The 26,901-nt window shown below is 71.0% G+C and carries 25 protein-coding genes; 23 read left to right on the forward strand and 2 right to left on the reverse strand.

Translation table 11 applies throughout. The features are described 5' to 3' along the window. Nucleotides 1–196 precede the first annotated feature (196 nt). The 17 genes from KIP79_RS17245 (at nt 197) to KIP79_RS17325 (ending at nt 19,403) form a co-directional block, all read left to right on the forward strand. Nucleotides 197–1,627, forward strand: coding sequence for an aldehyde dehydrogenase family protein (locus KIP79_RS17245; protein ID WP_214105835.1), 1,431 nt, complete (start codon nt 197–199; stop codon nt 1,625–1,627). 186 nt (nt 1,628–1,813) lie between these two features. Beyond that, the gene (locus tag KIP79_RS17250; RefSeq protein ID WP_214105836.1) at nt 1,814–3,301 is read left to right on the forward strand and encodes a 4-hydroxyphenylacetate 3-hydroxylase family protein; all 1,488 of its coding nucleotides are present in this window, start codon (nt 1,814–1,816) and stop codon (nt 3,299–3,301) included. 12 nt (nt 3,302–3,313) lie between these two features. Then, entirely contained in the window at nt 3,314–3,856 is a 543-nt protein-coding gene (locus KIP79_RS17255) for a flavin reductase family protein (RefSeq protein WP_214105837.1), read from the forward strand. An 83-nt stretch (nt 3,857–3,939) separates the two neighbouring features. Beyond that, a complete protein-coding gene (locus KIP79_RS17260) occupies nt 3,940–4,881 on the forward strand; it encodes a DODA-type extradiol aromatic ring-opening family dioxygenase (RefSeq protein WP_214105838.1) in 942 nt (313 codons plus the stop codon). Further along, nucleotides 4,881–5,603 carry a PIG-L deacetylase family protein gene (locus KIP79_RS17265; RefSeq protein WP_214105839.1) on the forward strand — a complete coding sequence of 241 codons (723 nt, stop codon included), beginning with the start codon at nt 4,881–4,883 and terminating at the stop codon, nt 5,601–5,603. Before KIP79_RS17260 ends, KIP79_RS17265 begins: the two co-directional genes overlap by 1 nt. Next, the gene (locus KIP79_RS17270; protein ID WP_214105840.1) at nt 5,600–6,211 is read left to right on the forward strand and encodes an RraA family protein; all 612 of its coding nucleotides are present in this window, start codon (nt 5,600–5,602) and stop codon (nt 6,209–6,211) included. The genes KIP79_RS17265 and KIP79_RS17270 overlap by 4 nt, the downstream gene beginning before the upstream one ends. After that, entirely contained in the window at nt 6,208–8,250 is a 2,043-nt protein-coding gene (locus KIP79_RS17275; RefSeq protein ID WP_214105841.1) for a hydantoinase/oxoprolinase family protein, read from the forward strand. The genes KIP79_RS17270 and KIP79_RS17275 overlap by 4 nt, the downstream gene beginning before the upstream one ends. Beyond that, entirely contained in the window at nt 8,247–9,971 is a 1,725-nt protein-coding gene (locus KIP79_RS17280; RefSeq protein WP_214105842.1) for a hydantoinase B/oxoprolinase family protein, read from the forward strand. The genes KIP79_RS17275 and KIP79_RS17280 overlap by 4 nt, the downstream gene beginning before the upstream one ends. Before the next feature lie 4 nt (nt 9,972–9,975). Then, complete coding sequence (locus tag KIP79_RS17285; RefSeq protein ID WP_214105843.1) at nt 9,976–11,550, forward strand: ABC transporter substrate-binding protein; 1,575 nt, start codon at nt 9,976–9,978, stop codon at nt 11,548–11,550. 13 nt (nt 11,551–11,563) lie between these two features. Then, nucleotides 11,564–12,604 (forward strand): ABC transporter permease, encoded by a 1,041-nt coding sequence (locus tag KIP79_RS17290; RefSeq protein ID WP_214105844.1) that lies wholly within the window; start codon nt 11,564–11,566, stop codon nt 12,602–12,604. Beyond that, nucleotides 12,601–13,458, forward strand: coding sequence for an ABC transporter permease (locus tag KIP79_RS17295; RefSeq protein ID WP_214105845.1), 858 nt, complete (start codon nt 12,601–12,603; stop codon nt 13,456–13,458). Before KIP79_RS17290 ends, KIP79_RS17295 begins: the two co-directional genes overlap by 4 nt. Then, nucleotides 13,455–14,420 carry an ABC transporter ATP-binding protein gene (locus KIP79_RS17300; protein ID WP_214105846.1) on the forward strand — a complete coding sequence of 322 codons (966 nt, stop codon included), beginning with the start codon at nt 13,455–13,457 and terminating at the stop codon, nt 14,418–14,420. The genes KIP79_RS17295 and KIP79_RS17300 overlap by 4 nt, the downstream gene beginning before the upstream one ends. Further along, nucleotides 14,411–15,400 (forward strand): oligopeptide/dipeptide ABC transporter ATP-binding protein, encoded by a 990-nt coding sequence (locus KIP79_RS17305; RefSeq protein ID WP_214105847.1) that lies wholly within the window; start codon nt 14,411–14,413, stop codon nt 15,398–15,400. The genes KIP79_RS17300 and KIP79_RS17305 overlap by 10 nt, the downstream gene beginning before the upstream one ends. After that, nucleotides 15,397–17,097: a thiamine pyrophosphate-dependent enzyme gene (locus tag KIP79_RS17310; protein ID WP_214105848.1), complete on the forward strand. Its 1,701-nt coding sequence runs from the start codon at nt 15,397–15,399 to the stop codon at nt 17,095–17,097. Before KIP79_RS17305 ends, KIP79_RS17310 begins: the two co-directional genes overlap by 4 nt. A 22-nt stretch (nt 17,098–17,119) precedes the next feature. Continuing rightward, on the forward strand, nt 17,120–17,965 hold the full coding sequence (locus tag KIP79_RS17315) for an amidohydrolase family protein (protein WP_214105849.1): 846 nt from the start codon (nt 17,120–17,122) through the stop codon (nt 17,963–17,965). Next, nucleotides 17,962–18,663, forward strand: coding sequence for an SDR family NAD(P)-dependent oxidoreductase (locus KIP79_RS17320; RefSeq protein WP_214105850.1), 702 nt, complete (start codon nt 17,962–17,964; stop codon nt 18,661–18,663). The genes KIP79_RS17315 and KIP79_RS17320 overlap by 4 nt, the downstream gene beginning before the upstream one ends. Continuing rightward, nucleotides 18,660–19,403 (forward strand): SDR family NAD(P)-dependent oxidoreductase, encoded by a 744-nt coding sequence (locus KIP79_RS17325; RefSeq protein ID WP_214105851.1) that lies wholly within the window; start codon nt 18,660–18,662, stop codon nt 19,401–19,403. Before KIP79_RS17320 ends, KIP79_RS17325 begins: the two co-directional genes overlap by 4 nt. Here KIP79_RS17325 and KIP79_RS17330 read toward each other — a convergent pair. Continuing rightward, the gene (locus KIP79_RS17330; RefSeq protein ID WP_214105852.1) at nt 19,387–20,364 is read right to left on the reverse strand and encodes a LysR family transcriptional regulator; all 978 of its coding nucleotides are present in this window, start codon (nt 20,362–20,364) and stop codon (nt 19,387–19,389) included. The genes KIP79_RS17325 and KIP79_RS17330 overlap by 17 nt on opposite strands. A gap of 95 nt (nt 20,365–20,459) precedes the next feature. Between KIP79_RS17330 and KIP79_RS17335 the strand changes: the two genes are divergently transcribed. The 4 genes from KIP79_RS17335 (at nt 20,460) to KIP79_RS17350 (ending at nt 24,560) form a co-directional block, all read left to right on the forward strand. Then, a complete protein-coding gene (locus KIP79_RS17335) occupies nt 20,460–21,452 on the forward strand; it encodes an amidohydrolase family protein (RefSeq protein ID WP_214105853.1) in 993 nt (330 codons plus the stop codon). Nucleotides 21,453–21,454: 2 nt separating this feature from the next. Further along, nucleotides 21,455–22,588 (forward strand): M24 family metallopeptidase, encoded by a 1,134-nt coding sequence (locus KIP79_RS17340; RefSeq protein WP_250213390.1) that lies wholly within the window; start codon nt 21,455–21,457, stop codon nt 22,586–22,588. 1 nt (nt 22,589) lies between these two features. Then, a complete protein-coding gene (locus KIP79_RS17345) occupies nt 22,590–22,979 on the forward strand; it encodes a RidA family protein (protein ID WP_214105855.1) in 390 nt (129 codons plus the stop codon). 90 nt (nt 22,980–23,069) lie between these two features. Then, nucleotides 23,070–24,560: a hypothetical protein gene (locus tag KIP79_RS17350; protein ID WP_214105856.1), complete on the forward strand. Its 1,491-nt coding sequence runs from the start codon at nt 23,070–23,072 to the stop codon at nt 24,558–24,560. Here the strand turns inward: KIP79_RS17350 and KIP79_RS17355 are convergent. Next, nucleotides 24,553–24,723: a hypothetical protein gene (locus KIP79_RS17355; RefSeq protein WP_214105857.1), complete on the reverse strand. Its 171-nt coding sequence runs from the start codon at nt 24,721–24,723 to the stop codon at nt 24,553–24,555. The genes KIP79_RS17350 and KIP79_RS17355 overlap by 8 nt on opposite strands. 143 nt (nt 24,724–24,866) lie before the next feature. On the opposite strand from KIP79_RS17355, the gene KIP79_RS17360 reads away from it, so the two are divergent. After that, nucleotides 24,867–26,486 (forward strand): class I adenylate-forming enzyme family protein, encoded by a 1,620-nt coding sequence (locus tag KIP79_RS17360; RefSeq protein ID WP_214105858.1) that lies wholly within the window; start codon nt 24,867–24,869, stop codon nt 26,484–26,486. Continuing rightward, the coding region (locus KIP79_RS47045; protein ID WP_308169760.1) for an alpha/beta hydrolase at nt 26,483–26,901 on the forward strand (419 nt) is incomplete at its 3' end. The genes KIP79_RS17360 and KIP79_RS47045, both read left to right, overlap by 4 nt.

Below are 26,901 nucleotides of genomic sequence, written 5' to 3' on the forward strand. Positions count from 1 at the left end.
CCAAATGATTGGCTGATCAATATGTCAATCGAGTAGGGCCAATTCAAGGATCGGCTGTACAACCTGCCCGGTGATTGGGTGTCATCGGCGCGCCCGATAGCGGCTATCGGTGCCAGGACTTGGACGCCGACCGGCCGCCTGCCTACCGTGAGCTCGTGGGCTTGCCCGCATGCCAGGCCCGGTGAAGGAGGCAGGCGTGGAGCGGATCCGGCACGTCATCGACGGCGGGCTCAAGGACTCCGCGACCGGGGCCACCTTCATGACCACCAACCCGTACACCCGTGAACCATGGGCGGAAGTGGCGCTCGGCGGCGAGCGTGAGGTGCGCGCCGCGATCGACGCGGCACGCCGCGCCTTCGACGAGGGTCCCTGGGGGCGCATGCCGGTCGCCGAGCGGGTGACCCTCCTGCACAGGTTCGCCGACCTGCTGGAGCGCGACGCGCCGGAACTGTCCCGGATGGACACCCTCGACATGGGCAAGCCGTACGGCGACGGCTCCGGCGCAGACGTCGCGGGCAACGCCAGCCACCTGCGTGAGCACGCCGAGCACGCCCGGCTGGCCACCGCGCCGACGTTCCCCGGCAACGGCCGCCACCACATCTTCAGCCAGTACGAAGCCGCCGGAGTGGTCGCCGCGATCACGCCCTGGAACCTGCCCGTCCTGATGGCGGTCTCGAAACTCGGCCCGGCGCTGGCCTGGGGAAACACGGTCGTGCTCAAACCGGCCGAGCAGAGCCCCGCCGCCGCGACCCGGCTTGCCCTGCTCGCCCTGGAGGCGGGCGTTCCGCCCGGCGTCGTCAACGTGGTGCACGGCTTCGGCCCCGGCGCGGCCGGGGAAGCGCTCGCGTCCTCGCCGGGAATCGATCGTCTGACGTTCACCGGATCGACCGCGGCAGGCGCGGCCATCGGCATGCTCGCCGCCCGCCACCTGGTGCCGGTGCTCCTGGAATGCGGTGGCAAGGGACCGAGCATCATCTTCGCCGACGCCGATCCCGAGCTGGCGATCCCGATGTCGGCCATGGCGGCCTTCGCCAACTCTGGGCAGCTCTGCGTGGCCGGATCCCGGGTCTACGCGCAGCGACCGGTCTACGAGGAGGTGGTCCGCGGACTGGTCGAGCAGGCGCGGGCATGGGTGGTCGGGGACCCGATGGACCCCGCCACCCGGCTCGGGCCGCTGGCGACCGGCGAGCAGTTCGCGCGGGTCCAGGGCTTCCTGGAGGAGATCCCGGCGGCGGGTGGCACGATCCTGACCGGCGGCGCGATACCCGGCGGCTGGCTGGTCCGCCCGACCGTGGTGACCGGGCTCGCGCCGGGCGCGCGGGCCTGCCGGGAGGAGATCTTCGGCCCGGTCGTGGTGGTGACGCCGTTCGACACCGATGACGAGGTGGTGGCGCTCGCCAACGACACCGAGTTCGGGCTCTCCGCGTCGTGCTTCACCCGTGATCGGGGGCGGGCGCACGAGATGGCCGACCGGCTGCGCGCGGGGATCGTGTGGGTCAACACGTTCGGGGTGCGCGACTGGCGGGCGCCTTTCGGCGGATACCGGCGCTCCGGGGTCGGCAGGGAGGGCGCCGAGCACAGCCGCGCCTTCTACACCGAGGCCAAAACGGTAGTGCTCGGCTACTGAACGCGCGCTATTTCGGCCCGTTTTCGCGAATGTGACAAATACGGTGCTGAGCGCATTTCTGTATTTCCACATCGGCCAGACCGATGGATCGCATCGGAAATGCGCGTTGGACTGCGGAAATTCCAGTTCCTACCGTCGAGACAACAAGCCGGCCGGGCCGGGCAGTCTCACGGAGGTCTACACGTCGTGATCCGCACTGGGAAGCAGTACATCGAGGGACTACGGGCGCCGCGCGAGGTGTACGTCGGCGGCGAGCGAGTCGTGGACGTGACGACATATCCGGCGTTCCGCGAGCCGATCCAGAGCTACGCCCGGCTGTACGACATGAAGCACGACAGCCGTTACCAGGACATTCTCACCTACACCGAGGAGCCGGGCGGGGAGCGCTACGACATCAGCTACCTCGTCCCGAAGAGCAAGGAGGAGCTGAAGGCGAAGGGCAGGGCGTACCAGACGTACGCGCGGGCGTCCTACGGATGCCTGGGCCGCGGCCCGGAGTTCATGGCGGCGTTGATCGCCGGGATGTGGGAGAGCACGGACTGGTTCGAGCAGTGGGGCGAGGGCGGCGCCCAGAAGGTCGCCGACTACGTCCGCTACGTCCGCGACAACGATCTCTTCCTCACCCATGCGCTCGGCAACCCGCAGTCAGACCGGTCCAAGCCCTCCCACCAGCAGGCGAACCCCTACATCCACCTGCGGGTCAAGGAGGAGACTCCGGAGGGCCTGATCATCAGGGGCGCCAAGCAACTGGCCACCGCCGCACCGGTGACCGACGAGATCCTGGTGTTCCCCAACGGACGCCAGTTCGGGCCGGGCGACGACGCGTACGCCCTGTGCTTCGCGGTTCCGACGACCACCCCGGGTGTAAAGATCATCTGCCGGGAGCCGCTGGTCCCCGAGAGCCGCAACGTGTACGACCACCCGCTCAGCTCCCGGTTCGAGGAGATGGACGCGCTGATCGTCTTCGACGACGTGCTGGTTCCCTGGGACCGGGTGTTCTTCTACAACAGCCTCACCGCGGCCAACAACATGCGTTTCATGACCGGTGTGGCGGCCTTCTCCGGCCACCTGTCCATCCACCGGGCCACGGTCCGCGCGGCCCTGACGGTGGCCACCGCGATGAAGCTGTGCAACTCCGTGAAGACCGACGTGTTCCCCAACGTCGGGGAACTCCTCGGCCGCCTGGCCGCGATGTACAAAGCCCAGGAAGCCCTGCTGTTCCGGTGCGAGGAGGAGCCGAGAATCAGCGAAACCGGTACGTACTGGGTCAACGGGGACGCGCTCAGCGCCTCCGGCCTGCTCTTCCCGGACTTCTACACGACCATGCTGGACGTGATCAAGCGGACCGGCGCCGCCGGGCTCATGCTCACCCCCACCCTGGGCGAGTTCACCGGCGAGGTCGCCGACCTGGCCAACACCTACTTCGCCGGCGCCGACGACATGCCGGGCGTGGACCGGGTGCAGATCGCCAAGCTGGCCTGGGATCTGGCCGGGGACTCGGTCGGCCAGCGGCTCTCGCACTACGAGCGCTTCTACATCGGCGAGCCCATGTTCGTCGCCTCGTTCTTCGCCCGTTCGGCTGACATGGACCTCGGCCGGGAACTGCTGGAGAACATCCTCGCCGAAGGCCGGGCGCTGCGTGAGGCGGCCCTGGAGTCCCGGCCGGGCAGCTAGCGGAGCCCGGCGATGTCCCCCGATCGCGCCTACCGCGCCACCATGGGCCTGTTCGCCACCGGAGTGACCGTCATCACCGTCGGTCACCAGGGCGTCAGGCACGGTATGACGGCCAGTGCCGTGATGTCGGTGTCACTGCGGCCGCGGTTGCTCGCGGTCGCGGTGGATAACCGGTCCTACACCAACGAGATGGTTCAGCGGGCCGGCCACTTCACGGTGAACATCCTGGCCGAGGGGCAGGCGGAGGTGGCGCGGCGGTTCGCCCGGCCGATGGCCAGGGAGGCCGAGCTCTTCGGCGCGACGCCGACCGCGTCAGGCCCCACCGGCGACCCCGTGCTGCCGGCGACACTGGCCCACCTGTCCTGCGAAGTCGCCTCCGTACACGAGGAGGGAGACCACACGCTCTATGTCGGACGGGTCACCGCGCTGTGGCGCACGCCTGAGGCCACCGCGCCGCTGATCTTCTACGCCGGCCGGTTCTGCTCCACCAGCTGCCGCGTCTGCATCGCCCGCGTCGACCCGACCGAAGCCCTGTACGCCCTGCACGGGGGCTGAGCAGCCCGTCCGCACGGCGGAGGAAGAAAGGCACATTCATGGCACAGTTAGTTCTCGGGCTCGGGGTCTCACATACCCCCCAGATGAGCATGCCCAGCGACCTGTGGGCCTCGTACGCCAGGCACGACCGGAAGAACCCCAACCTGATCTACCGCCGCAAGAAATGGGCCTACGAGGACCTGGTCGCGGCCAGGGCCGGGGACGGCATCGCCGAGCGCGTCAACGAGCAGAGCTTCTCGGCCCTGCACGCGCGGGCCCAGGCCGCGGTGGGCTCGCTGGCCGCCGGCCTCGCCGAAGCCGCGCCCGACGTCGTGGTGGTCGTCGGCGACGACCACCACGAGATCTTCGCCGCGGACAGCATGCCCACGTTCGCCGTCTACTGGGGCGAAACCGTGCGGGCGATCCCGCCGGAGAAGTTCTGGTTCCCCGAAGTGGCGACGGCGGCCTGGGCGCTGTACGGCGAGCAGCCTGAGACCTACCCCTGCCACGCCCCGCTCGGCGAGCATTTGATCCGCAGCCTCAACAGATCCGGTTTCGACGTGGCGCAGGTGCGCGCGCAGCCGGAGGGCCAGTCCATCGGGCACACGGTGGTGCTGGTCCGCAATCGGCTCATGGACCGGGAGTCCGAACCGCTGCCGATGGTGCCGGTGCTGCTCAACACCTACTTCGAGCCGAACCGGCCGACCCCGGCGCGCTGCTGGGAGCTGGGCAAGGGCCTGGCCGCGGCGATCGAGGCCTACCCGGAGGAGCTGCGGGTGGCGGTGATCGCCTCCGGCGGGCTGAGCCACTTCGTGGTGGACGAGGAACTCGACCGCGCGGTGCTGAGCGCGATGCAGAACCGCGACGAGGAGGCAATCGCCGGGTTCTCCGGCGAGGACTTCGTCTCCGGCACCAGCGAGTCCATGGGCTGGCTGGCCGTCGGCGGCGCCTGCGCGAAGCTGGACATGGAGATCGTGGACTACATCCCGGCCTACCGCACCGAAGCGGGCACCGGCTGCGGGATGGCTATGGTGCGGTGGTCGTGATGGCGCCCAGCCAATCGATGCTGGTGGTCAGCGCGCACGCCGCCGACTTCGTCTGGCGGGCGGCCGGCGCCATCGCCCTGCACACCGCTGCGGGCGGCACCGCGACGGTGGTCTGTCTCTCCTACGGCGAGCGGGGCGAGTCCGGCGACCTGTGGCGGGAGCCCGGCCAGACGGTGGCGGCGGTGAAGGCGCGCAGGCACGCCGAGGGGGAGCAGGCCGCGGCCGAGGTGGGCGCCGACTACGTCCCGCTGGACCTGGGCGACTACCCCCTGGCGGTGCCGGAGTCCGCCATGCGGCGGCTGGTCGAGGTCTACCTGCGGACCCGCCCGGACGTGCTGCTCGTGCACGCACCGGCCGACCCGTTCAATCCCGACCATCCGGTCGCCTCGGCGGCGGCGGTCAAGGCCAGGCTGCTGGCCATGGGCGCGGGCGGGGTCCCGGCCGCGTTCCCGACGATCCCGCCGCCGGGCATGTTCGCCTTCGAACCGCATCAGCCCGACCAGTGCGGGTTCACGCCCGACACCTACCTGGATGTCACGGCGGTGTTCGACCGCAAGCTGGCGGCGATGGGGGCGATGGCCTCGCAGGCGTACCTGGCCGACCACTACCGGCAGCGAGCAGAACAGCGCGCCTACCAGTCCCGCTATCTCGGTGCGGGAGCCGAGGTGCGCTATGTGGAGGCGTTCCAGCGGATGGCCCCCGAGTTGCGGGACCGGCTGTGAACGGGTTCGCCCAGCTGGGCGTGTCCACCGTGTACGAGGCGTCCGGCCGGGCCGGTCTGGTGGACGGGACGCTGATCCGGGTGGTGCCGGGCAGCCGGGCCGCCGGTCCGGCCCGTACGGTGCGCTGCGGTCAGGACGACAACCTCGGCATCCACCAGGCGCTCGATCGCGTCGAGCCGGGGGAGGTGCTGGTGGCGGTGATGCCGCGGCCCGCCCCCGTGGCTCTGGTCGGGGAGCTGCTGGCCGTGCAGGCCAAGGCGCGCGGGGCGGCGGCGCTGCTCCTCGACGCGGCCGTGCGCGACGTCGACGAGCTGGCCGGGGTGGGCCTGCCGGTGTGGGCGCGCTGGGTCTGCCCGCGCGGCGCGGGCAAGGAGGTCGCCGGAGAGCTGGATGTGCCGGTCGAGGTCGGCGGCATCGTGATCGCGCCGGGCGACACGGTCGTGCTCGACGGCGACGGCGCCGTCGTGGTGCCCGCGGCCGAGGCGCGGGTGACGCTGGCGGCCTCCAGGCACCGGGCGTCGGTGGAGCGGGAACTGCTGCCCCGGCTGGCCGCGGGCGAGGCCACCCTCGACCTCCTCGACTTGAGAACCAGGATCGGAACGGCATGATGACACAGACACAGAGTGACCAGGTGGGCTACCGGGTGGCCGTGGACATCGGCGGGACCTTCACCGACGCGGTCTGCCTGAGCCCCGAGGGAACGGTACGGCCCGCCAAGGCGCTGTCGATCCCCGGCATGCAGGATTCCAGCGTCCTGGAGGCGGTCGAGCGCATCGGCGTCGGCCTCGCCGAGGTCGGCGATTTCATCCACGGGACGACCACCGCGCTCAACGCCCTGCTGGAGCGTTCCGGCGCCCGCCTGGCCATGGTGGTGACCCGCGGCTTCCGGGACGTCTACGAGATCGGCCGCGCCAGCCGCCCGGAGATGTACAACATCCACTACCACCGGCCGCCGATGTTGCTGCGCCGTCGCGACGTGTTCGAGGTGGCCGAGCGGGTGGGGGCCGACGGCGAGGTGGTGCTCCCGCTGGACGAGGCCGCGGTGACCGCGCTGGCCGCGCGGCTGGCGGCGGACTACGAGGCGGTCGCGGTGTGCTTCCTGCACGCCCACCGGTTCACCGGCCACGAACGGCGTGCCAAGGAGCTCATCAGCGCGGCGGCGCCGGGGCTGGCGGTGGTGGCCTCCCACGAGGTGGCCCCGCAGTGGCGGGAGTACGAGCGCTTCTCCACCACCCTGGTCTCCGCGTACGTCACCCCGAAGATCGGCGACTACCTCAGCCGGCTGGAGACCCGGCTGGCCGTCGGCGGGCTGCCCGTGCCCCTGCACGTCATGCAGTCCAACGGCGGGGTGATGACCGCGCAGATGGGCGTGCGCCGGGCCGTGCAGACGCTGTTCTCCGGCCCGGTGGGCGGCACCGTGGCCGGTGTGGCCATCGGCGCCCAGCTTGGCGTGGACCGGTTGATCTGCGTGGACATGGGTGGCACGTCGTTCGACGTCTCACTGGTGGTGAACGGCGCCGCCGACATCGACGCGGAGCTGGAGATCGAGGGCCATCCCGTGCTCACCCCGTCGGTGATCATGCATTCGCTGGGCGCGGGCGGGGGGTCGATCATCCACGTGGAGTCGGGCGGCCTGCGGGTGGGCCCGGAGTCGGCCGGAGCCAGCCCCGGCCCGGCCTGCTACGCGCGGGGCGGCGAGCGGCCCACCATAACCGACGCGAACCTCCTGCTCGGCAGGATCCCGGAGGACACCCGGATGGCGGGCACGGTAGCGCTGGACCGTGCCGCCGCCGAGCGGGCCATGGCGCGGGCCGCCACCGAGCTCGGCCTGGACGTCACCCGGCTGGCGGCCGGGGCGGTGGCCGTGGCCGACGCGGCCATGGCGGACGCGATCCGGGAGCTGACCGTGGCCCGCGGCATCGATCCGCGCGAGTTCGACCTGCTCGCCTTCGGCGGGGCCGGGCCGCTGCACGCCGTGGCGCTCGCCGAGGAACTGGCCATCCCGCGGGTGATCGTGCCCTCGGCTCCCGGCACGCTGTCGGCCTGGGGGATGCTGCAGGCCGACGTCCGGCACGATCTGGTGCGGGCCTTCTTCGCGGTCGCCGCACGGGTACCCGCCGGACGCGTGGCCGAGGAACTGCGTGCCCTGCGGGTCGAGGCGCGGGGGTTGCTGGCGGCCGAGAACGTGTCCCCCGCCCAGATGGTGCTCCAGAGTTCGGCCGACCTGCGTTACGCGGGCCAGGAGTACACGCTGACCGTGCCCCTCCCCGAGCGCGTCGACGGCGCCGCGCTCGGGGAGGTTACCGAGCTCTTCCACGCCGCCTACCAGGAGCGTTACGGGCACAGCAACCCGGCGGAGGACGTGGAGATCGTCAATCTGCGGGTGGCCGCGATCGGCGTCCGGCCGCGGCCCGCCATGCCGCCTCTCCAAGCCCGGCCGTTGCCCGCGCCCACCCGGTGGGCCAGGACGGTGTTCAGCGGCGAGGCGCACGACACCGCCGTGCACGACCGCACGGAGCTGGGCGCGGGCAGCCGGGTGATCGGCCCGTGCATCGTCCTCGAAACCGGGTGCACCACCCTGGTCCCGCCAGGCTGGCAGGCCACCCTGACCGAACATGGCCACCTGATCCTGGAGAGGCTGACATGACCACGATCTCGCCGTCCGCGAACCTGCCCTCGCTGGTCGATCCGGTCACCGTGGAGGTCATCCGCAACGCGCTGTCGTCGATCGCCCGCCAGATGAACAACAACCTGGCCCGTTCGGCGTACACGCCGATCATCTACGAGATGAAGGACTGTTCGGTCGGCGTCTTCGACCGGCGCGGCCGGCTGCTCGGCCAGTCGCCGGGGCTGCCGATGTTCCTCGGCAACCTCGAGACGGGCATCAAGGTCACCACCGAGAAGCTCGGCGGGCCGGAGCACTACCGGCCGGGCGACGTGTTCATGGTCAACGATCCCTATCTGGTCGGCAGCCACACCTACGACGTGACGATCTTCTCGCCGATATTCCACGGCGAGCGGCTGATCGGGTTCGGCGCCACGAAGGCGCACTGGCTCGACATCGGGGCGAAGGAGGCCGGCCGCCCGGTCGACACGACCGAGATCTACCAGGAGGGCTACCGGTTCGGCCCGACGTATGTGTACCGGGCGGGCGAGCCGCAGACGCAGGTGCTGGACTACCTCACCCGCAACAGCCGGTTGCCCCGCTCGGTCTGGGGCGACCTGCACGCGCAGATCTCGGCCTGCCGGACCGGGGAGCGGCGGCTGGTCGCGCTCTACGAGCGGTTCGGCGCGGACGTGGTCGAGGCGGCGGCGGAGGAGATATACGCCCAGTGCGAGCGGCTGGACCGGGAGGCCGTCTCGCGCATACCGGACGGCGTGTACCGGGCGGAGGGCGCGATGGACTCGGGCGGTCCGGGGCAGCCTCCGGTGCCGGTCAAGGTCGCGGTGACCGTGTCCGGCGATCGGATGAGCATCGACCTGACCGGCTCCAGCGGTCCCACCGCGGGCTCGGTGAACTCCCCGCTGCCCGGCACGGTGGCCGGTGCCCGCCTGGCGTACAAGTGCCTGATCAACCCGAACGTCCCGGTCACCGATGGCACGTTCAGGAACCTGACGATCGTGGCGCCCCCGGACACGGTCTTCAACGTCGCCGAGCCGCACGCCACGATCTACTACTACCCGCCGCTCGGGTTGATGATCGACCTCGTGATCCGGGCGCTGGCCGACGCCCTGCCGGACGACGTGGTGGCCGGTCAGCCGGCCGACCCGATGAACGTGACGTTCGTGGGTGTGCGCGCCGACGGCAGCCGCTACGTCACCGGGGAGGCGACCGCGGTGGGGTGGGGGGCGTCCTCGGCCGCCGACGGCGCCAACGGAATGATCAACTATGGTGCGGGGGACCTGAAGAACTACCCGGTCGAGGTGCTGGAGACGCGCTATCCGATCCGCGTCCACCGCTACGGGCTGCGGGAGGGCTCCGGGGGCCCGGGCAGGTTCCGCGGCGGTCTCGGCATCATCCGGGAGTACGAGACCCTGGCCGAACAGACCTGGCTGTCGCTGTGGCTGGAGCGGTCGGCCCTGCCTGGATGGGGCCTGCACGGCGGGGGCGACGGTGCGCCCACCCAAGGCGAGATCGAGTCGGACGGCGTGACCGAGGCGGTGCTCAAGGTGGGCGCGCGGCCCCTGCGCAAGGGCACCCGGATCAGGGTGATGACCGGCGGGGGAGGCGGTTACGGGCCGCCTGAGCAGCGTGACCCGGCGAAACAGGACGCCGATCACGCCGATGGATATGTCCAGGATTCTTACGAAATGCCAGATATGCGGGGCATAGTAGGCTTCGCCGCCCCGGACGCGTACAGGAGTTAATGTCATGCGGAATCGCACTTTGATCACCGCAGTGGCCGCTGTGCTCACCCTGGTGGGATGCACCCAGGTCACGCCCCCCACTGTCCGGGAAAGCCGCACCGTGTCAGCGGTCTTCTCCAACATCGCCGAGACCAAGTCCCTCGACCCCCACCTGGCCTTCTCCTCCGAGTCGGTCCTTTTCGTCCGGCAGACCTACGACAGCCTGCTCGAATACCAGCCGGGCGGCACACAGACCCGCCCCGCGCTGGCCACCAAGTGGGAGTCGTCGGCGGACGCCAAGACCCACACGATCACGCTCCGCTCCGGCGTGCGGTTCCACGACGGCTCCACCCTGGACTCCGCGGTCGTCAAGGCCAGCGTGGACCGCCTCCGCGAGATCAACCAGGGCCCGGCCACCCTGTTCGGCAACCTCGACACCGTGGAGACGCCCACGGCCGACACCGTCGTCTTCAAGCTCAAGAACGCCGACGCGTTCTTCCCCGGCATGCTGCCCAAGCTGCCGATCGTCTCCAAGAAGGCGATCGACGAGCACAAGACCGCCGACGACCCGTGGGCCAAGGACTGGTTCGCCGGCAACGAGGCGGGCAGCGGGCCGTACACGCTGGGCAGCTGGGAGCGCGGCAAGGCCATCACCCTCAACGCCTTCGACGGCTACTGGCAGAAGTTCCAGGACGGCACCCCCACGAAGGTCACCCTGCGCACCGACCCGGACGTCACCACCGCCGTGCAGCTCATGTGCCAGGGCCAGGTGGACATGATCGGCGGCATCGGCACCGACCAGACCGACCAGGCGGCGGCCTGCGCCGACGTCAAGGCGGTCGAGCAGCCCAAGCTCGGCGTGAACACGGTCTTCTTCAACCTGAAGGCCAAGGGCCCGGTCAGCGACGTGCGCGTGCGCAAGGCCATCGCGCTGGCGGTGGACTACAAGGCGTACCTGGAGTATTTCAAGGGGCGCGCGCAGGAGGCGCGTGGCCCGCTGCCGCCCGGCGCGGTGGAGTTCGAGCCGCCGTTCCCCGCCTTCGCCCAGAACCTCGAGGAGGCCAGGCGGCTGCTCGCCGACGCGGGCTACCCGGACGGTGGCTTCACCCTCAGCTACCTCGGGCTCAAGGGCCTGGCCTGGGAGGAGTTCTTCGGCACCCTGCTGGAGGAGAACCTCAAGCCGCTCGGGATCAAGGTGAAGCAGACCCTGGTGGCCTGGCCGCAGATGGTCTCCGTGCAGGGCAACCCGGAGACGGCGCACGACCTGTCCTTCCTGGTACTGAACATGGTCACGCCCGACCCGACCTCGATTCTGCGCAACTACACGACCGCGGCCGCCGCCGACAAAGGCGGGATGAACTGGGGCTACTACGCTAACGGCGACCTGGACCAACGGCTGGGGCAGATCAGCGGCATCCTGGACGAGACCCAGCGGCTGACCGTGCTCCGCGAAGCCCAGCAGTCGATCATCGATGACCAGGTGGCGATCTGGTTGCCCTCGTCCAACATCTACCAGCCCGTCGGCAAGAAGTGGGAGGTCAGCTACGAGCCGATCGACTTCGTGGTGATGGTCCGCTTCTTCTACGCCCGCGAGAGCTGATCGGAGGACGGAGGTGACGGACAGGAGAGAACGAACCGGATCACGGCTGCTCAGGCTGCTCACCAGCTTGGCATGGATCCTGCTGGTGGTGTGGGTCGCGGTGTCCGTCACCTTCGTCCTCAGCCGGATCGTGCCCGCCGACCCCGCCCGGCTGGCGGCCGGGCTGGACGCGGGCCCCGAGCAGGTGGCCGAGGTCCGGGCCGAGATGGGGCTGGACCAGCCGCTGGCCGTGCAGTACGGGAGATATCTGGGCGATCTCCTCACCGGTGATCTCGGAAGGTCACTGCAGACCCGCCAGCCGGTCATCGACGACCTGCTCACCGCGCTGCCCGCGTCACTGGAGCTGATCCTCGCCTCGTACCTGATCTACGCCGTGATCGGCATCCTGGCCGGCATCGCCTGGGCCTACTGGCCACGTGGGCCGCACACGCTGCTCCTCCGCTTCGGCGCGGTGATCGGCGTGGCCGTGCCGGTGTTCTGGGTGGGGCTGGTGCTGCAGGTGGTCTTCGCCGGCAAGCTGCAGTGGTTCCCGGTGGCGGGCAACTTCGACTACGAGGGCACCGGCGTGCCGAAAGTGACCGGTATGGGGCTGGTGGACACCGCGCTGACCGGGCAGCTCCCGCTCATCGGGGAGGCGCTGCGCACCCTCACGCTGCCGGTCGCCACGCTGGTGGTCACCCACCTGGCGGTGACGATGACGCTGATGCGCTCCTCGCTGGAGGAACAGCTCAAACGGCCGTACGTGCGCACGGCCAGGGCCCGCGGCGTCAAGGAGCGGCGGATCGTGTTCGTCGACGCGCTGCGCAACTCGCTCAATCCCGTCGTGACCATGCTGGGGCTACAGCTCGGCTGGAGCCTGGGCGGAGTGGTGATCGTCGAGGTGATCTTCTCCTGGCCGGGCTTCGGCCGGTACGCCTACCAGGCGTTCAGCGCCTTCGACTACAACGCGATCATGGCGATCACGCTGCTGTCCACGGTGGTCTTCGTGACGGTCAACGCACTCGTCGGAATGATCTATCCGATGCTCGACCCGCGCCTGAAGGAGGCCCGATGACCAGGGCCCACACCGCCGCGCCTGGCGGGGACACGCGCCGGTCACGCGCGCCACGCCGCCCCACCTGGTCGCAGCTCTGGGCCGGGGCCACCGTGCTGGCGATCGCCGCCCTGCTTCTGGTGCCGGGCTGGCTGGCGCCCTCGGACCCCTACCACCTGGACGTCTCGCAACGCTTCCAGCCGCCGACCGCGGCACACCTGTTCGGCACCGACGACGCCGGCCGGGACATCTTCAGCCGGGTCGTCCACGGCGCCCGCTACTCGATCGGCACCAGCGTGGTCGTGGTCACCGCCGCCGCGCTCTTCGGAACCGTGTACGGCGCGGCGGCGGCGTGGTTCGGCGGCGCGCTCGACCGGGTGCTGATGCGGGTCGTGGACGTGTTCCTCGCCTTCCCGTACCTCGTCTTCGCGATGGCCATCTCCGCGTCCCTGGGCCGCGGGCTCACCTCGGCGCTGATCGCACTGGTCGCGCTCTGGTGGCCCAGTTACGCGCGCATGGTGCGCGGCCAGGTGCTCTCCCTGATCAAGGACTACCATGTGCGGGCCGCCCGCACGCTGGGCGCCTCGGGCCCACAGATCCTGCGCTGGCACGTGCTGCCGCACACCTACGACCAGGTGCTCGTCCGCTACACGCTGGATCTGGGGCAGGCGCTGATCGCCCTCACCGGCCTGTCCTTCCTGGGCCTGGGCGCCCAGCCGCCGACTCCGGAGTGGGGCCTGCTCATCGCCGACGCCAAGCAGTACGCGCTCACCGCCTGGTGGGCCGCGGTCCTGCCCGGCTGCGTCGTGTTCCTGGTCACGCTCAACTTCATGTCCCTGGGGGACAGGCTGCGCCGGCGAGGAGGTCCGCGGTGAGCCCGATCCTGTCCGTACGCGGCCTGACCGTGTGCTACCCCAACGCCGACCAGCCCGCCGTGGACGATGTCGGCTTCGACCTGGCGCCGGGCGCCACGATCGCGGTGGTCGGCGAGTCGGGCAGCGGGAAGTCCACGGTGGCGCTGGCGCTGAGCCGCCTGCTGAATCCGGCCGTGTCGATCCGCGCGGACGCGCTCACCTTCGAGGGCCACGACCTGCTCGGCCTGCCGCGCGAGGCGCTGCGCCGGTTGCGTGCCCGCCGCATCGCCATGATCTTCCAGTCTCCGTTCGGCTCCTGGAACCCGTCCAGAACCATCGGCGCGCAACTGGTGGACGGACTGCGCGCGGCGGGCCTGTGGCCGGAGCGCAGGCAGCGGCTGCTGGAACTGCTCAAGCGGGTCGGCATCGACGACCCGGAGCGGCGACTGGGCGACTACCCACACCGGTTCAGCGGCGGCATGCTCCAGCGCGCGATGATCGCCGGAGCGCTGGTCACCGAGCCCAGCCTGCTCATCGCGGACGAGCCGACCAGCGCACTGGACGCCACGGTGCAGGCGGAGATCCTGGAGATTCTCGACGAACTCCGCAAGGAGCAGAACCTCGCGCTGATGCTGATCAGTCACGACCTCGGCGTGGTCGCCCGGGTCGCCCAGCACACGCTCGTGCTCTACCGCGGGCGGGTGGTCGAATCCGGCCCGACGGCGGCGCTCTACCGGCACGCCGGACATCCGTACACGCAAGGGCTGCTGGCGGCCGTGCCCCGGCTGGAAGGGCCGCGCAAGACACCGCTTCCCGCGATGCCCCAGGGGACCGCCACCATCGGCGGCTGCGTCTTCGCGTCCCGGTGCCCGCGCGCCGAGGAGCTCTGCCGGACCTCGGCACCGCCCGCGCGGCGCCTGAACGGGACCGACGTGGCGTGCCACTTCGCCGAGGACGTACGAAGGGAACCGATATGGCGGTGACGAGCCCGCTGCTGGAGCTGCGTAACCTCAGGAAGACCTTCACCGCCGGCCCCCACGCGGTGGCGGCGGTCCGGGACGTGTCACTGACCATCCACCCCGGGGAGATCGTCGGCCTGGTCGGCGAATCCGGCTCAGGCAAGTCAACCGTGGCCAACCTCGTCCTCGGGCTGGAACGGCCGGACGCCGGTGAGATCCGCTACCAGGGGCGCCCGCTCGCCGAACTGCTGACCGGATCCGGCCGGGCCTACCGCTCGGCGGTACAGGCGGTCTTCCAGGATCCGGTACAGGCGATGGACAGCAGGAAAACCGTCGGCTGGTCGATCGCCGAGCCACTGCTGATCCATCGGGCCGCGCGCGGGGCCGCGCTCCGCTCCCGGGTCGCCGAACTGCTCGGCGCGGTGCACCTGGACCCGTCGCTGGCCGACCGCTACCCGCACCAGATCTCCGGCGGTCAGGCGCAGCGTGCCAACATCGCGCGGGCGCTGGCCCTGGAGCCGTCGCTGCTGGTCTGCGACGAGGCCGTCTCCGCGCTGGACGTCTCGGTACAGGCGCAGATCATGAACCTGTTCCTGGAGATCCAGCAGCGGCTCTCGACCGCGATGTTGTTCATCAGCCACGCGCTGCCCGTGGTGCGCCACCTGGCCGACAGCATGGTGGTGATGTACGCGGGCGCCGTCGTCGAACAGGGCCCCACGGAGGCGGTGTGCGAGGCGCCACGCCATCCCTACACCCGGCTCCTGATCGGCTCCTCGCTGCCGCCCGACCCCGAGCGGCAGCCGGTCCGCCCGCCGTCGGCGCGCAGGGAGGCCCTGCCCACGGCCGGTTGCCGGTTCGCGCCCCGCTGCGTCCTGGCCACCGACCGCTGCCGTTCCGACGACCCCGTCCTGAGCGAGGTGGGCAGCGAGGTCGGCTCGGCCCACGCCGCGGCCTGCTGGCGCACCGACGTGCCCGCCCTGGCCGAGCCGGTGCGGAGGCGATGATGGCGGAGGTCGCGCAACCGCTCGTCGACGCCATGGTCGCCGGTGGGGTACGGGTGGTGTTCTTCGCCTCGGGCTCCGACGTGATGGTGTTCCAGGAGGAGATCGCCCGGCGCCGGGCACACGGCCTGCCCGCACCGCGCCTGGTCCCCGTGCTGCACGAAACCGTGGGTCTCAACGCGGCCATGGGGTTCGCGATGGCCGGCGGGGGAGTGGCCGCGGTCGCCGCGCACGTGGACGTGGGCACCCTCAACATGGGCGCCGCCTGGCACACCCTGCGCCGCTGCGGCGAACCCGTGCTGATCCTCGCCGGTTCGCCGCCCACCTCGGAACCCGGTGTGCGGCGCGGCGGACGTGATCATCCGGTGTACTGGCTGCAGGAGCCGGTCGACCAGCGGACGTTGTTCCGGCCCTACCTGAAGTGGGACTGGCGGCTGTCCTCCTTTGACAATCCCGGGCTGGTGGTCAGCCGGGCGCTGCAGATCGCGCGCAGCGAACCCTGCGGAGCCGCCATGGTGACCCTGCCCCGCGACGTGGTGATGGCGCAGGCGCCCGATCTTCCCTACCCGGACGCCGGGCGGCTCGGCCTGCCCGCGCCCACCCATCCGGATCCGGAGGCCATCGCCGGGCTCGCCCGCCTGATCGCGGGCGCCGACTGCCCGATGATCGTCACCGGCGCCGGCGGCCGGGACCCGCGGACCGTGCCGTTGCTCACCGAACTGGCCGAGCTGGCGGGTGCCTGGGTCACGGAAAGCGGCTGGCGCGAGCGGCTCAACATCTCCTCACGCCACCCGATGCTGGCCACCGGACCGGCGCTCCACGCGGCCGACGTGGTCCTGGTCGTCGACCGCCACATTCCGTGGGTGCCCGACGGCGGCCAGGACGCGCCCCCCGAGAGCGCCACGGTCGCCTGGCTGGGCCGTGATGTCCTCGTCGCCGACATCCCGATCGTCGAGCATCCCGCCGATCTCCGCATCCCGTGCACCACCCGGAACGGGCTCGCCGCACTGGTCGCCGCGCTCCGCGACGCGCACACCCCGCTCACCCGCCGCCGCGCCCAGGCCCGGCTGGCCGAGGGCCGACGCCGCCGCGCCGAACTCGACACGCGGCAGGACGCCGAGGCCATCGCGGCGCCGGGAAACCCGGTGGACCCCCGCCGGGTCGCCTACGAGCTGGGCCTGCTCCTCGGCGACGACGCCATCCTGCTCGACGAGGCGGTCTCCAACGCCCCGCACGTACGCGCCTACCATCGCGGCGGCAGGCCGGGATCGTTCTTCGCGCAGAGCGGCAGCGCGGGCGGATGGGGATCCGGCGCGGCGCTGGGCGCCAAGCTGGCGGCACCGGAACGGGACGTCGTGCTCGCCTCCGGCGACGGCTTCTACTGGTTCGGTTCGCCGGGCGCCGCCCTCTGGACCGCCCGCCACGTGGGCGCACCTTATCTGGCGGTGGTGTTCGTCAACGGCCGCTACAGCACCGGCACCATCCAGGTCGGCCACTTCTATCCAGGCGGGTACGCCGAAGCCGCCGGTTTCCCCGGAGGCGTCTTCGACCCGCCGCCCGACTACGCCGCCGAAGCCGCCGCGGCCGGTGGCTGGGGGCGATACGTCGACGACGCCGGCCAGGTCGCGCCGGCGCTCCGCGAAGGGCTCGCGCGGACCCGTGAAGGAGTGCCGGCCGTCGTGGCCGTAGGAGTGCGCTGAGCGCGCTCCCCCTAGGAAGGACGTGAACTTGCGGATCATCGACGCGCGCAGCAGGCCGCCGATAGCGGCGTTTCTCCCGGATCGCACGTACCTGAACCTGGACCGCACCCTGCGCAACGTGCGGGCCAGAGGCTGGCGGCCGACGCCCAGCATGGAGAAACCCGAGCTCGACGGCTACCTCGCCGAATGCGCCGAGGCGGGCATCGTGCGTGCCGGTGTGCCCGCGCGGGTGCCCAACCGGTGGTGGGGCGGGCAGGGCAACGAGCCGGTGCTGGACGCCTGCGCGCAGCGGCCGGAGTTCTTCTTCCCGTACCTGGCGGTGGACCCGTTCACCGCCGCCGAATCGGTGGCCGGGCTCTATGAGCGCGGCGCCCGCGCGATCGTCATAGAACCCGGCATCGCCGACGAACCCGCCTACGTTGACGACCCCAGGATCGACCCGGTGTATGAGGCGTGCCAGGCTCTCGGCCTGCCGGTGCTCCTGATGGGCGGCGGGGAGACCGGGCCCGACCTGTCGTTCAGCGACCCGCTGCGCTTCGAGCGGGTGGCGATCCGCTTCCCCGAACTGCCGCTGGTGAACGTCCACGGCGGATGGCCGCTGACCCAGGCCGCGCTGGGCGTGGCGTTCCGCCGTCCCAACGTGTGGCTGCTGCCGGACGTGTACTTTCCCGGCCTGCCCGGCGAACACGACTACGTGCTGGCGATGCGCACCTACCTCGCGGACCGCTTCCTGTTCGCCACCGGCTACCCGTTCTGCCCGGTTCAGGCAACGGTGGACCGCTATCTGTCGTTCGGCCTGCCCGACGAGGTCCTGGAGAACGTGCTGTACCGCAACGCGGCCCGGCTCTTCGGGCTGGATCCCCGATGACCGAGTTCCGTGGGGCGGTCGCGGTGGTCACCGGAGCGGGCAGCGGCATCGGCCACGGGGTGGCCACGGCCCTGGCCGCGCGCGGCGCCCGCGTCGTGGCGGTCGACCTCGACCCTCCCGCCGAGCCTGGCATCCACACCGTGACGGCCGATGTGACCAGCGCGGACGACGTCCGGCGGGTCTTCGCCGCGGCCGACGATCTGGGCGGTCCTGACCTGCTGGTCAACGCGGCTGGAATCGCGGTGGCGAGCCCCCTGCTTGAGCACACCGAGGACGACTGGGATCGGGTGCTCGCCGTGAACCTCAAGGGCAGCTTCCTGTGCCTGCGCGAGGCCGCCCGCACCATGACGGCCCGGAGGAAGGGCTGCGTCGTGAACGTGTCCTCGATCGTGTCCATCATCGCCTCCCCGACACCCGAGATCGCCTACGACGCGAGCAAGGGCGGGGTCTCCCAGCTGACGCGCTCCGCCGCCGCCGAACTCGGCCCGCACGGCGTGCGCGTCAACGCCGTCGCCCCGGGACCGGTGCCCACCGCGCTGTACGGCACGCCCACCGGCGCCGTCCCCGGCAACATCCCGCTCGGACGGCTCGGCACGGTCGAGGACATCGTCGCCCCCATCCTCTTCCTCTGCTCCTCGGCCGCGGCCTGGATCACCGGGCACGTGCTGGTGGTCGACGGCGGGCGGGTGCTCCGATGAGGGGACTGCGCGGCCGGGTGGCCGTGGTGACCGGCGGCGGCCGGGGGATCGGCGCGGCGGTGTGCCGCCGGCTGGCTGAGGAGGGCGCGGCCGTGGCCGTACTCGACCTGGACGCCAAGCCCGCCGAGCAGGTCGCCGGGACACTGCCCGAAGCCGGCGCGTACGCCGCGGACGTCGGCGACCCGGCCCAGGTGGAGGATGTGGTGCGGCGCGTGCTGGCCAGGCACGGGCGCATCGACATCCTCGTGCCGTGCGCGGGCGTCATGCGCGGCGCACCCGTCACCGAGATGACCGACCGGGCCTGGACCGAGGTCCTGACCAGCCACCTCACGGGATCGTTCACCGCCGTGCGGGCCGTCACCCCCGCCATGATCGCCCAAAGGCATGGCCGGATCGTGCTCATCTCCTCGATCGCGGCACGCGGCATCGCCGACCACGTCAACTACGGCACGGCCAAAGCCGGAATCGCCGGAATGACCCGATCACTTGCCCTGGAGCTCGGCCCGCGCGGCATAACGGTCAACGCGGTGGCGCCCGGCTTCATCGCGACCAGAATGACCCGCGAGGGAGCCGAACGTCGGGGGCGCACCTGGGAAGAGCACGCCGAACGGGCCGCCGAGGGCACCGCGCTGCGCCGGATCGGCACCCCGGAGGACGTCGCGGCCGTGGTCGCGTTCCTGGCGAGCGCCGACGCCGGGTACGTGACGGGCCAGGTGATCCACGTCAGCGGCGATCCCTGAGCTGTTCCGCGACCACCGCTGCGGCGCCGGCGTGCATCTGGGGCGGCCAGCTGCCCGGCTCGGGCAGATGCTCCCTGGCCAGCCGGAGCAGCTTCTCGATCGTCTTGCGCCGTGGCGTGTCCGAACGGTAGAGGGCGGTCAGCACCCGGCGCGGCTTGTACGCCTCGTCGATCTCCACCACATGCACATTGCTGCTCGGCAGCAGCGTCACCGCCCGGGGCACCACGGTCACCCCCATGCCGACCTCGACGAACCTGATCGCCATCTCCATCCAGCCGGTCTCGATCGCCGGGGAGACCGACACCCCCGCCTTCGCGAAGAAGTCGTCCAGCACGGTGCGCAGCGTGTACTGCTTGGGGAAGAGCACCAGCTGCTCGTCACGCAGGGCCGCCAAGGGCACCGAGCCGTCGGCGATGAACGGATGACCGTCCGGCACCATGATCACCCAGTCGTCCTCGAACAAGGAGTGCACCTCGATGCCGACGCCCGGCGCCACGGCCAGCCCGTCGTCGCCGAGGCTCGCGATACCCAGGTCCAGCTGCCCGATGCTGACCTTCAGAAAGATCTCAGCGGTGATGATGTCCTCGATACGGATGTCGAGCCGTTCGTGCGACTGGCTCAGGTTCGCCAGCACCTCCGGCAGCCAGACGAGCAGCGGACCCATGGTGACCCCCAGCCGCAACGGCTGGCCGCGGTGCCGCTGCCGGGACCTCGCCGACTGCTCCAGCTCGTTGGCGACGCTGAGCAGCAGCATCGCCTGGTCGAACAGGGCCTCGCCGTGCACCGTCAGCCGCGCCCCGTGCCGCCCCCGGTCGAAGAGCCTGCACCCCAGATGCCGCTCCAGCAGCAGAATCTGCTCGCTCAGCGCCGACTGGGTCACATGCAGCGCCGCCGACGCCGCCGTGAAACTACCCCGCTGGGCGATCTCCACGAAGTATCGGTAGTGCCTGAGCTCCGCCATCCACGCAGCGTACGCCATACCATCGGCGGACCCGATGGTTCGCATCGGCACTCTGCGTTGGACCCCTCCACCGGCCGAAACCTACGGTCGAAGTCATGCAGATCATTGACGTGCACGGGCACATCAGCGCCCCGCTGGCACTGTACGCCTACCAGGCGCAGCTGATCGCGAGCAAGGGCTTCCACGGCAAGGGCCGCCCCGCCTGCTCCGACGAGGAGGTCGTCGACGCGGCCAAGCCCCATGTCGAACTGCTGCGCAAGCTCAACGTGGACACCCAGTTCATCTCCCCCCGGCCGTTCGCGATGATGCACTCGCAGAAACCCGAGCGGATCGTGCACTGGTACACCGAACACGTCAACGACATGATCCACAAGCAGGTGACCGCCTACCCGGACGTCTTCGCCGGCGTGGCCGGCCTGCCGCAGTCCGCCGGGGTGAGCCCGGCCAACGCCGTCGCCGAACTGGAGCGCTGCGTCACCGAACTGGGCTTCGTCGGCTGCGTGCTCAATCCGGACCCGGGGGAGGGGGACTACGCGAGCCCGCCGCTGGGCGACGAGTGGTGGTATCCGCTCTACGAGAAGATGGTGGAGCTGGATGTTCCCGCGCTCATCCACACCGCGGCCTGCGCCAACCCCCGGGAGTCGTACTCCAACCACTTCATCACCGAGGAGAGCATCGCGATTCTCTCCCTCGTGGAGTCGCGGGTCTTCACCGACTTCCCCGGCCTGAAGCTGATCGTGGCGCACGGCGGCGGCTCCATCCCGTACCAGATCGGGCGCTGGCGGGCCCAGCGGCTGCAGAAGAACGCCGAGCGTTTCGACGACAGCCTGCGCCGCCTCTACTTCGACACCGTTCTGTACAGCCCCGAGGCGCTGGAACTGTTGCTGAAGGTGGCGGGCCCGGACCGCTGCCTGTTCGCCACCGAGGCGCCCGGGATCGGTTCCGGCTACGACCCGGAGGTGGGCCGTACGCTCGACGACCTCAAACCGGTGGTCGAAGGCATCGGCTGGCTTACCGCCGAACAGCGCGAAGCGGTCTTCCACGGCAACGCGCGCACGGTGTTCAGCCGCTGGAAGGCGGCTCGGTGACGATGTCGATGGACCACGCGGGCCGTCGCGCCCGCTTCTCCGAGGCCCTCACGGCGGCGGGCATCGACCTCGCCTTCTGCCCACCCTCAGGAGACCTGGAGTATCTGACCGGGTTTCCCCGCCGGATGGCGTCGTTCGGCAACAACGAGTACGCCAACCAGTGGGTCGCGGGTGCGCTCTTCCGCCCCGGCGCCGAACCCGTCTACGTGATCCCCCAGGGGTACGCCGCGTTCAACCTGCCCGGTGGCATCGACGGCGAGGTCGTCGCGGTCGCCAACACCGACGACGCGGCGGCCGTGTTCGCCGGGCTCCTGCGCGAGCACGGCGGGCCCCGCACCGTCGCCGTGTCCGCGCGGACCTTCGGCGCGACCGCCGTACGCATCCTGGAAACCCTTCCGGAGGTGCACCTGGTCGATCTCGACACCGTGCTCAACCCGCTGCGCCGGGTGAAGTCCGCGGCGGAACTCGACGCGCTGGAGCGTGCGAGCCTGATCTGCGACACGGTGATGGCCGAGATCACACCCCGGGTCGCGGTGGGCGTGACCGAACTGGAGATCGCCGCCGAGGTCGACTACCTGATGCGCAAACACGGCGGCCGCACGTCCTCCTTCGACACCGGCGTGTTCGCGATGGGCCCGGGCGACGGCCGGGACGCCTCCGCCCGCGTCAGCGCCAACGCCCTCGTGCCCGGCCTCGGAGTCTCCTTCGATTTCGGCACGGTCGTGGACGGCTACTGCTCCGACTTCGGCCGCACGGTGCACCTCGGTGAGCCCGGCGAAGAGTACCGCCGGGTCTACGACCTCGTCATCGCCGCCCAAGCCGCCGGCATGGCCGCGGCCGTCCCCGGCGCCACAGCCGCCGAGGTGCACCGGGTCACCCGCCAGGTGATCGTCGACGCCGGTTACGGCGACTGGTTCCGCCACCGCACCGGTCACTGCATCGGCCTGGACACCCACGAGCGCCCCTTCATCTCCGAGGAGGACCACACGGTGCTGGCAGAAGGCATGACCTTCACCATCGAGCCGTCGATCTTCTGGCCGGGCCGCGTCGGCGCCCGCGTCGAAGACCTCTTCGTCTGCACCCCCAACGGCGCCCGCAGCCTCAACCGCTACCACCGCGAAATGGTGGTGGTCTGAGATGACCAAACGCCGCCAGGTCATCGACGTGCCCGGCGTACGCCACGGCACCGCCCCCATCCCGATGGGCATCCGCATCGACAACATGGTCTATTCCAGCGGCATCCACGGCATGGACCCCGAATCCGGGCAGGTGCCCCCGGACCCGGCCCGCCAGGTGGAGCTCGTCTTCCAGCACATGCGCACCATCGTGGAGAACGCGGGCGGCACCACGGCCGACATCGCGATGGTGATCTTCAACATCACCGACGACGCTCATCGGCCACTCGTGCACGCCGAGTGGCTCAAGATGTTCCCCCATGACGACGACCGCCCGGCGCGGAACACCCACATCATGCCCCTGGGCATGGGCATGATCATCCACGTTCTGATGACCGCCGTCCTGGAGTGACACGTGAGGTCCGGGCTTCCCGCGTAGACGCCGTAAGCCGGCCAGGTCGCCATCGACCTGGGTGTGATCAGGACTTGGCAGGATGGCCGTGTGGATTCTGTCCTGTGCGGCCTGGCCGCCAATCCGGCCTTGCCGCCGGAGCTGGTGGACCGTCTGATCACGGCTCTCGACGAGGAGTGCGTCGGGAAACTGGCCGAGTGTGCCGACCTGACCCGTGCGCAGGCGGTCGCGCTGGCCTCGCGCCACGAATTCAGCGTGGTACGGCTGGTGGAACGGGGCCTGCTGACGGCCGACGACGTCGACCCCGTGACGCAGCCGGCCGCCGCGCTCGGCCTGCTCGCGGAGGGCGCCGGTCGTCCCGCCTGGGCACGTCTGTTCGCGGCGCATCCGGACACCGAACGCCGGGAGAGCTTGGCCGCCTGCCCTGACCTTCCGTCCGATGTGCTGGAGACCCTCGCCGCCGACCCGAACCCAAGTGTCGTCGCGGAACTCGCGTTGTGGGCGGCACCCGAGCTGACCGCCCGGCTCGCGGAGCACCCGCACGCCGGAGTCCGCAGCGCGGTGGCCCTCAACGAGAGCACACCGCCGACGGTATTGGCCGCACTGCTCACCGGCGAAGGGCTGCCCCCGGCGCAGATCTGCCGAGTCTGCGACCCGGCGGAAGCCCCGATCCCTTACGACCCGTGGCGGTCTGACTCCTGCGACGGCTCCCACGAGTCCACCGTCGACGAGATGCGCCTACGCGCGCTGGGGAACCGGGCCACGCCCCCTGCGGCCGTCGTCGGCTTCGCCGACCATCCGTTCAAGTTGTTCCGCCACTTCCTGGCCATCCGTCCGGACCTGCCTTCGGCGACCTATGAACGCCTCGCCAACAGCCCGGAACCAGGCGTCCGCGCCGCTCTCGCCGAGAACCCCGCGATCGACGAGGCCCTGATGCGCGTGCTGGCCACTGACCTCGACGGTGACGTACTGCGCAACCTTGCCTGCAATCCGGCCCTGCCGCTGGACCTGCTCACCCACTTGGCAGGCACCGTAAGGATCGGCTCCACCCTGCTTCCCCGCGTCGCCTCCGCCTCGCCCGTCGAGGTCGAGGAACTCGCCGCCTCGCCGAATCCGGCGGTGCGGATGCTGCTGGCCGAGCGGCGTGACCTGCCACCCGAGATCCGCGACACGCTGGCCGCCGACCCCGACGCCAAGGTGGTCAAGGCCATCGCACCGCACCCGGGCCTCTCGGTTGCCCGGCTCCGTGCCATGGTGGACCGGCACGGCGTACGCGTCATCGCCCAGGTGGCGAAGAACCCGGACGCCTCACCGGCGTTGCTGGAGGACCTGACCCGGCACGAGCCACCGGCGCGTAAGGCGTTCCCCGAGATCGCCCGGCGCCCCGACGCGACGGTCCCCGCGCTGCTGGCCTGCCTGTCGGACCGGAAGGCCAGGCGCGTCGCCGCCGGCCACCCGGCCCTGCCGCCGCCGGTCATCGCCGAGCTGCTCGCCGATGACGACTGGCAGGTGGTGGCCGCGGCCGCTGCCAATCCGTCACTGCCGCTCGCGGTCATGGTGGAGCTCGCGCCGCCTATGTGACGGCAGATCGTCGCGGAAAGCCACTGACCACCACTGCGCCGAGCAGTACCACGACGGTCGCCGTGAAGCCCGCCTCGGGAAGCGGCCCCGACACCAGGGAGAACGGCAGCAGGCACAGCGCGCCCACGGCGAAGCCGACCATCGCGTCGCCCGCTCCGATCATCCGGTGCCTGGTATCGGCTCATGCTGCCTCCTCGTTGTTCCACCATCATTGCAAACGATTGAATCGTGTGCCAGCATGAGCAGCGCAGTGCACCAAGGCACCTGAAAGCGATCGAATCGAGGACATATATGCACGGTTCGGGCGTGGGTGGTGCGGAGCCGGACACCATCCCCGCACGCTTCGCGGCGGTCGTCGCTGAGGACCCCGACCGCACCGCGATCCACTACTTCGGGCACGATGTCAGCCTGCGGGCCCTGGACCGGTGGGCCGACGCCGTCGCCACCGGGCTTCACGAGGCCGGGCTGCGGCCGGGTGACCGGCTTGCGATCATGCTGCAGAACGTTCCCGAGTACGTCGCCGCGGTGCTCGCGGCCTGGCGGCTCGGCGCGGTCGTCGTACCGCTGAACCCGATGTACACCGCACGCGAACTGACGACCGTCATCGGCGACTGCGGGGCGCGGGTGCTGGTCTGCCACCCGGCCACGGCCGGGGCCGGACTCGGTCACCTGGCCCTCGATCTGATCGTCGTGACCGACGGCTGGACGCTGGCCCGGCGCCGGGAACCCCGGCTGAGCCGGCCCGGCCCGGCATCCGAACCGTACGCGGGGCCCGCGCGGCTGGTCGCCTTCGAGGAGCTGGCGGCGACGGATCCGGCGGGCCACCGGTTCCAGGTCCGCCCCGGCGACCTGGCCATCCTGCCGTACACCTCGGGCACGACCGGCCCGCCGAAGGGGGCCCGGGTCACCCACGGCAACGCCTTCCATCAGGCGTGCCTGTTCCGCGACTGGTTCGGCCTCGGCGGGCGCGACGCGCTGCTGGCTGTCTCGCCGCTCAGCCACATCACCGGGCTCATCGCCCACCTGGGCGTCTGCCTGGTCACGCCGATGCCGCTGGTGCTGGCCTACCGGTTCCACCCGGAGGTGATGGCCGAACTCTGCGCGGAGCGGTCGTGCACCGTCGCCGTGGGCGCGATCACGATCTTCACCGCCTTCCTGGGCACGGCCGCCGTGCGCCCGGAGAGCCTGCGGTCGCTGCGTCACGTGGTCTCGGGCGGCGCGCCGGTGCCCCGGGCGGTGGTCGAGGCGTTCCGGGAGCGGTTCGGGATCTCCATCGTGCCGACGTACGGGCTGACCGAGACCACCTCGTCCAGCCACCTGGTACCCGTCGGCGTCGAGCCGGCCGTCGACCCCGCCTCGGGGGCGCCGGCCGTGGGCGTGCCGGTGACCGGGGCCAGGACGCGGATCGTCGACCCGGCCGGGCGGGTGCTCGGCCCCGGCGAGGCGGGGGAGATCGAGCTCTCCGGCCCCGGGGTGGTCGACGGCTACTGGGCCAGACCCGAGGAGTCGGCCGCCGTGATCCGCGACGGCTGGTTGCGGACCGGCGACGTGGGCTTCCAGGACGCGGACGGCTGGCTGTTCGTGGTCGACCGGCTCAAGGACATGATCATCGCCTCCGGCTTCAAGATCTGGCCGCGCGAGGTCGAGGACGTCCTCTATGAACACCCCACCGTCCGCGAGTGCGCCGTGATCGGCGTGCCCGACGACTACCGGGGCGAGACCGTGGCGGCGTTCGTGAGCCTCAGGGAGGGCGCGCGGGCCACCCCGGAGGAGCTGATCGAGCACTGCCGCGCCCGAATGGCCGCCTACAAGTACCCACGGGTCATCCACCTGCTGGACGGCTTGCCCAAGACCACCTCGGGAAAGGTGCTCCGGCGCGAGCTGCGGGCTTTGGCGACACGCGACACATCACTAGGAGAGACATGACCCGCGAAGACATCGAGTTCGACAGTTGTGGGGAGCGGCTGCGCGGCTGGTTCTACCCCGCGACCGGCGCGCGGGGGCCCGCGCCGACGGTGATCCTGGCCGGGGGCTGGTGTTACGTGCGTGAGCTCGTCATGCCGTACTACGCCGAGGCGTTCGCCGCCGCGGGCGTCAACGCCCTGGTCTTCGACTACCGGAACCTGGGCGCCTCCGGCGGCGGGGACCGCCAGCACCTGGACCCCTGGGCGCAGATCCGCGACTACCAGAGCGCGCTCGACTACGCGCAGACCCGCGCCGACGTGGACGACGACCGGCTGGGCGTCTGGGGCATCTCCTATTCGGGCGGGCACGCGCTGATCCTGGGGGCCGTCGACCCCCGGGTGAAGACGATCGTCAGCCAGATCCCGGTGGTCGACGG

This window comes from Acrocarpospora catenulata (assembly GCF_018476525.1).
Classification (GTDB): domain Bacteria; phylum Actinomycetota; class Actinomycetes; order Streptosporangiales; family Streptosporangiaceae; genus Acrocarpospora; species Acrocarpospora catenulata.

Excerpts from the sequence above, each read along its gene's own strand:
- KIP79_RS17255 (WP_214105837.1), top strand. The coding sequence starts at position 3,314 with ATGTCCCCCGATCGCGCCTACCGCGCCACCATGGGCCTGTTCGCCACC.
- KIP79_RS17260 (WP_214105838.1), top strand. The coding sequence starts at position 3,940 with ATGAGCATGCCCAGCGACCTGTGGGCCTCGTACGCCAGGCACGACCGG.
- KIP79_RS17265 (WP_214105839.1), top strand. The coding sequence starts at position 4,881 with ATGGCGCCCAGCCAATCGATGCTGGTGGTCAGCGCGCACGCCGCCGAC.
- KIP79_RS17275 (WP_214105841.1), top strand. The coding sequence starts at position 6,208 with ATGATGACACAGACACAGAGTGACCAGGTGGGCTACCGGGTGGCCGTG.
- KIP79_RS17280 (WP_214105842.1), top strand. The coding sequence starts at position 8,247 with ATGACCACGATCTCGCCGTCCGCGAACCTGCCCTCGCTGGTCGATCCG.
- KIP79_RS17285 (WP_214105843.1), top strand. The coding sequence starts at position 9,976 with ATGCGGAATCGCACTTTGATCACCGCAGTGGCCGCTGTGCTCACCCTG.
- KIP79_RS17295 (WP_214105845.1), top strand. The coding sequence starts at position 12,601 with ATGACCAGGGCCCACACCGCCGCGCCTGGCGGGGACACGCGCCGGTCA.
- KIP79_RS17305 (WP_214105847.1), top strand. The coding sequence starts at position 14,411 with ATGGCGGTGACGAGCCCGCTGCTGGAGCTGCGTAACCTCAGGAAGACC.
- KIP79_RS17310 (WP_214105848.1), top strand. The coding sequence starts at position 15,397 with ATGATGGCGGAGGTCGCGCAACCGCTCGTCGACGCCATGGTCGCCGGT.
- KIP79_RS17320 (WP_214105850.1), top strand. The coding sequence starts at position 17,962 with ATGACCGAGTTCCGTGGGGCGGTCGCGGTGGTCACCGGAGCGGGCAGC.
- KIP79_RS17325 (WP_214105851.1), top strand. The coding sequence starts at position 18,660 with ATGAGGGGACTGCGCGGCCGGGTGGCCGTGGTGACCGGCGGCGGCCGG.
- KIP79_RS17330 (WP_214105852.1), bottom strand. The coding sequence starts at position 20,364 with ATGGCGGAGCTCAGGCACTACCGATACTTCGTGGAGATCGCCCAGCGG.
- KIP79_RS17335 (WP_214105853.1), top strand. The coding sequence starts at position 20,460 with ATGCAGATCATTGACGTGCACGGGCACATCAGCGCCCCGCTGGCACTG.
- KIP79_RS17340 (WP_250213390.1), top strand. The coding sequence starts at position 21,455 with ATGTCGATGGACCACGCGGGCCGTCGCGCCCGCTTCTCCGAGGCCCTC.
- KIP79_RS17345 (WP_214105855.1), top strand. The coding sequence starts at position 22,590 with ATGACCAAACGCCGCCAGGTCATCGACGTGCCCGGCGTACGCCACGGC.
- KIP79_RS17355 (WP_214105857.1), bottom strand. The coding sequence starts at position 24,723 with ATGATCGGAGCGGGCGACGCGATGGTCGGCTTCGCCGTGGGCGCGCTG.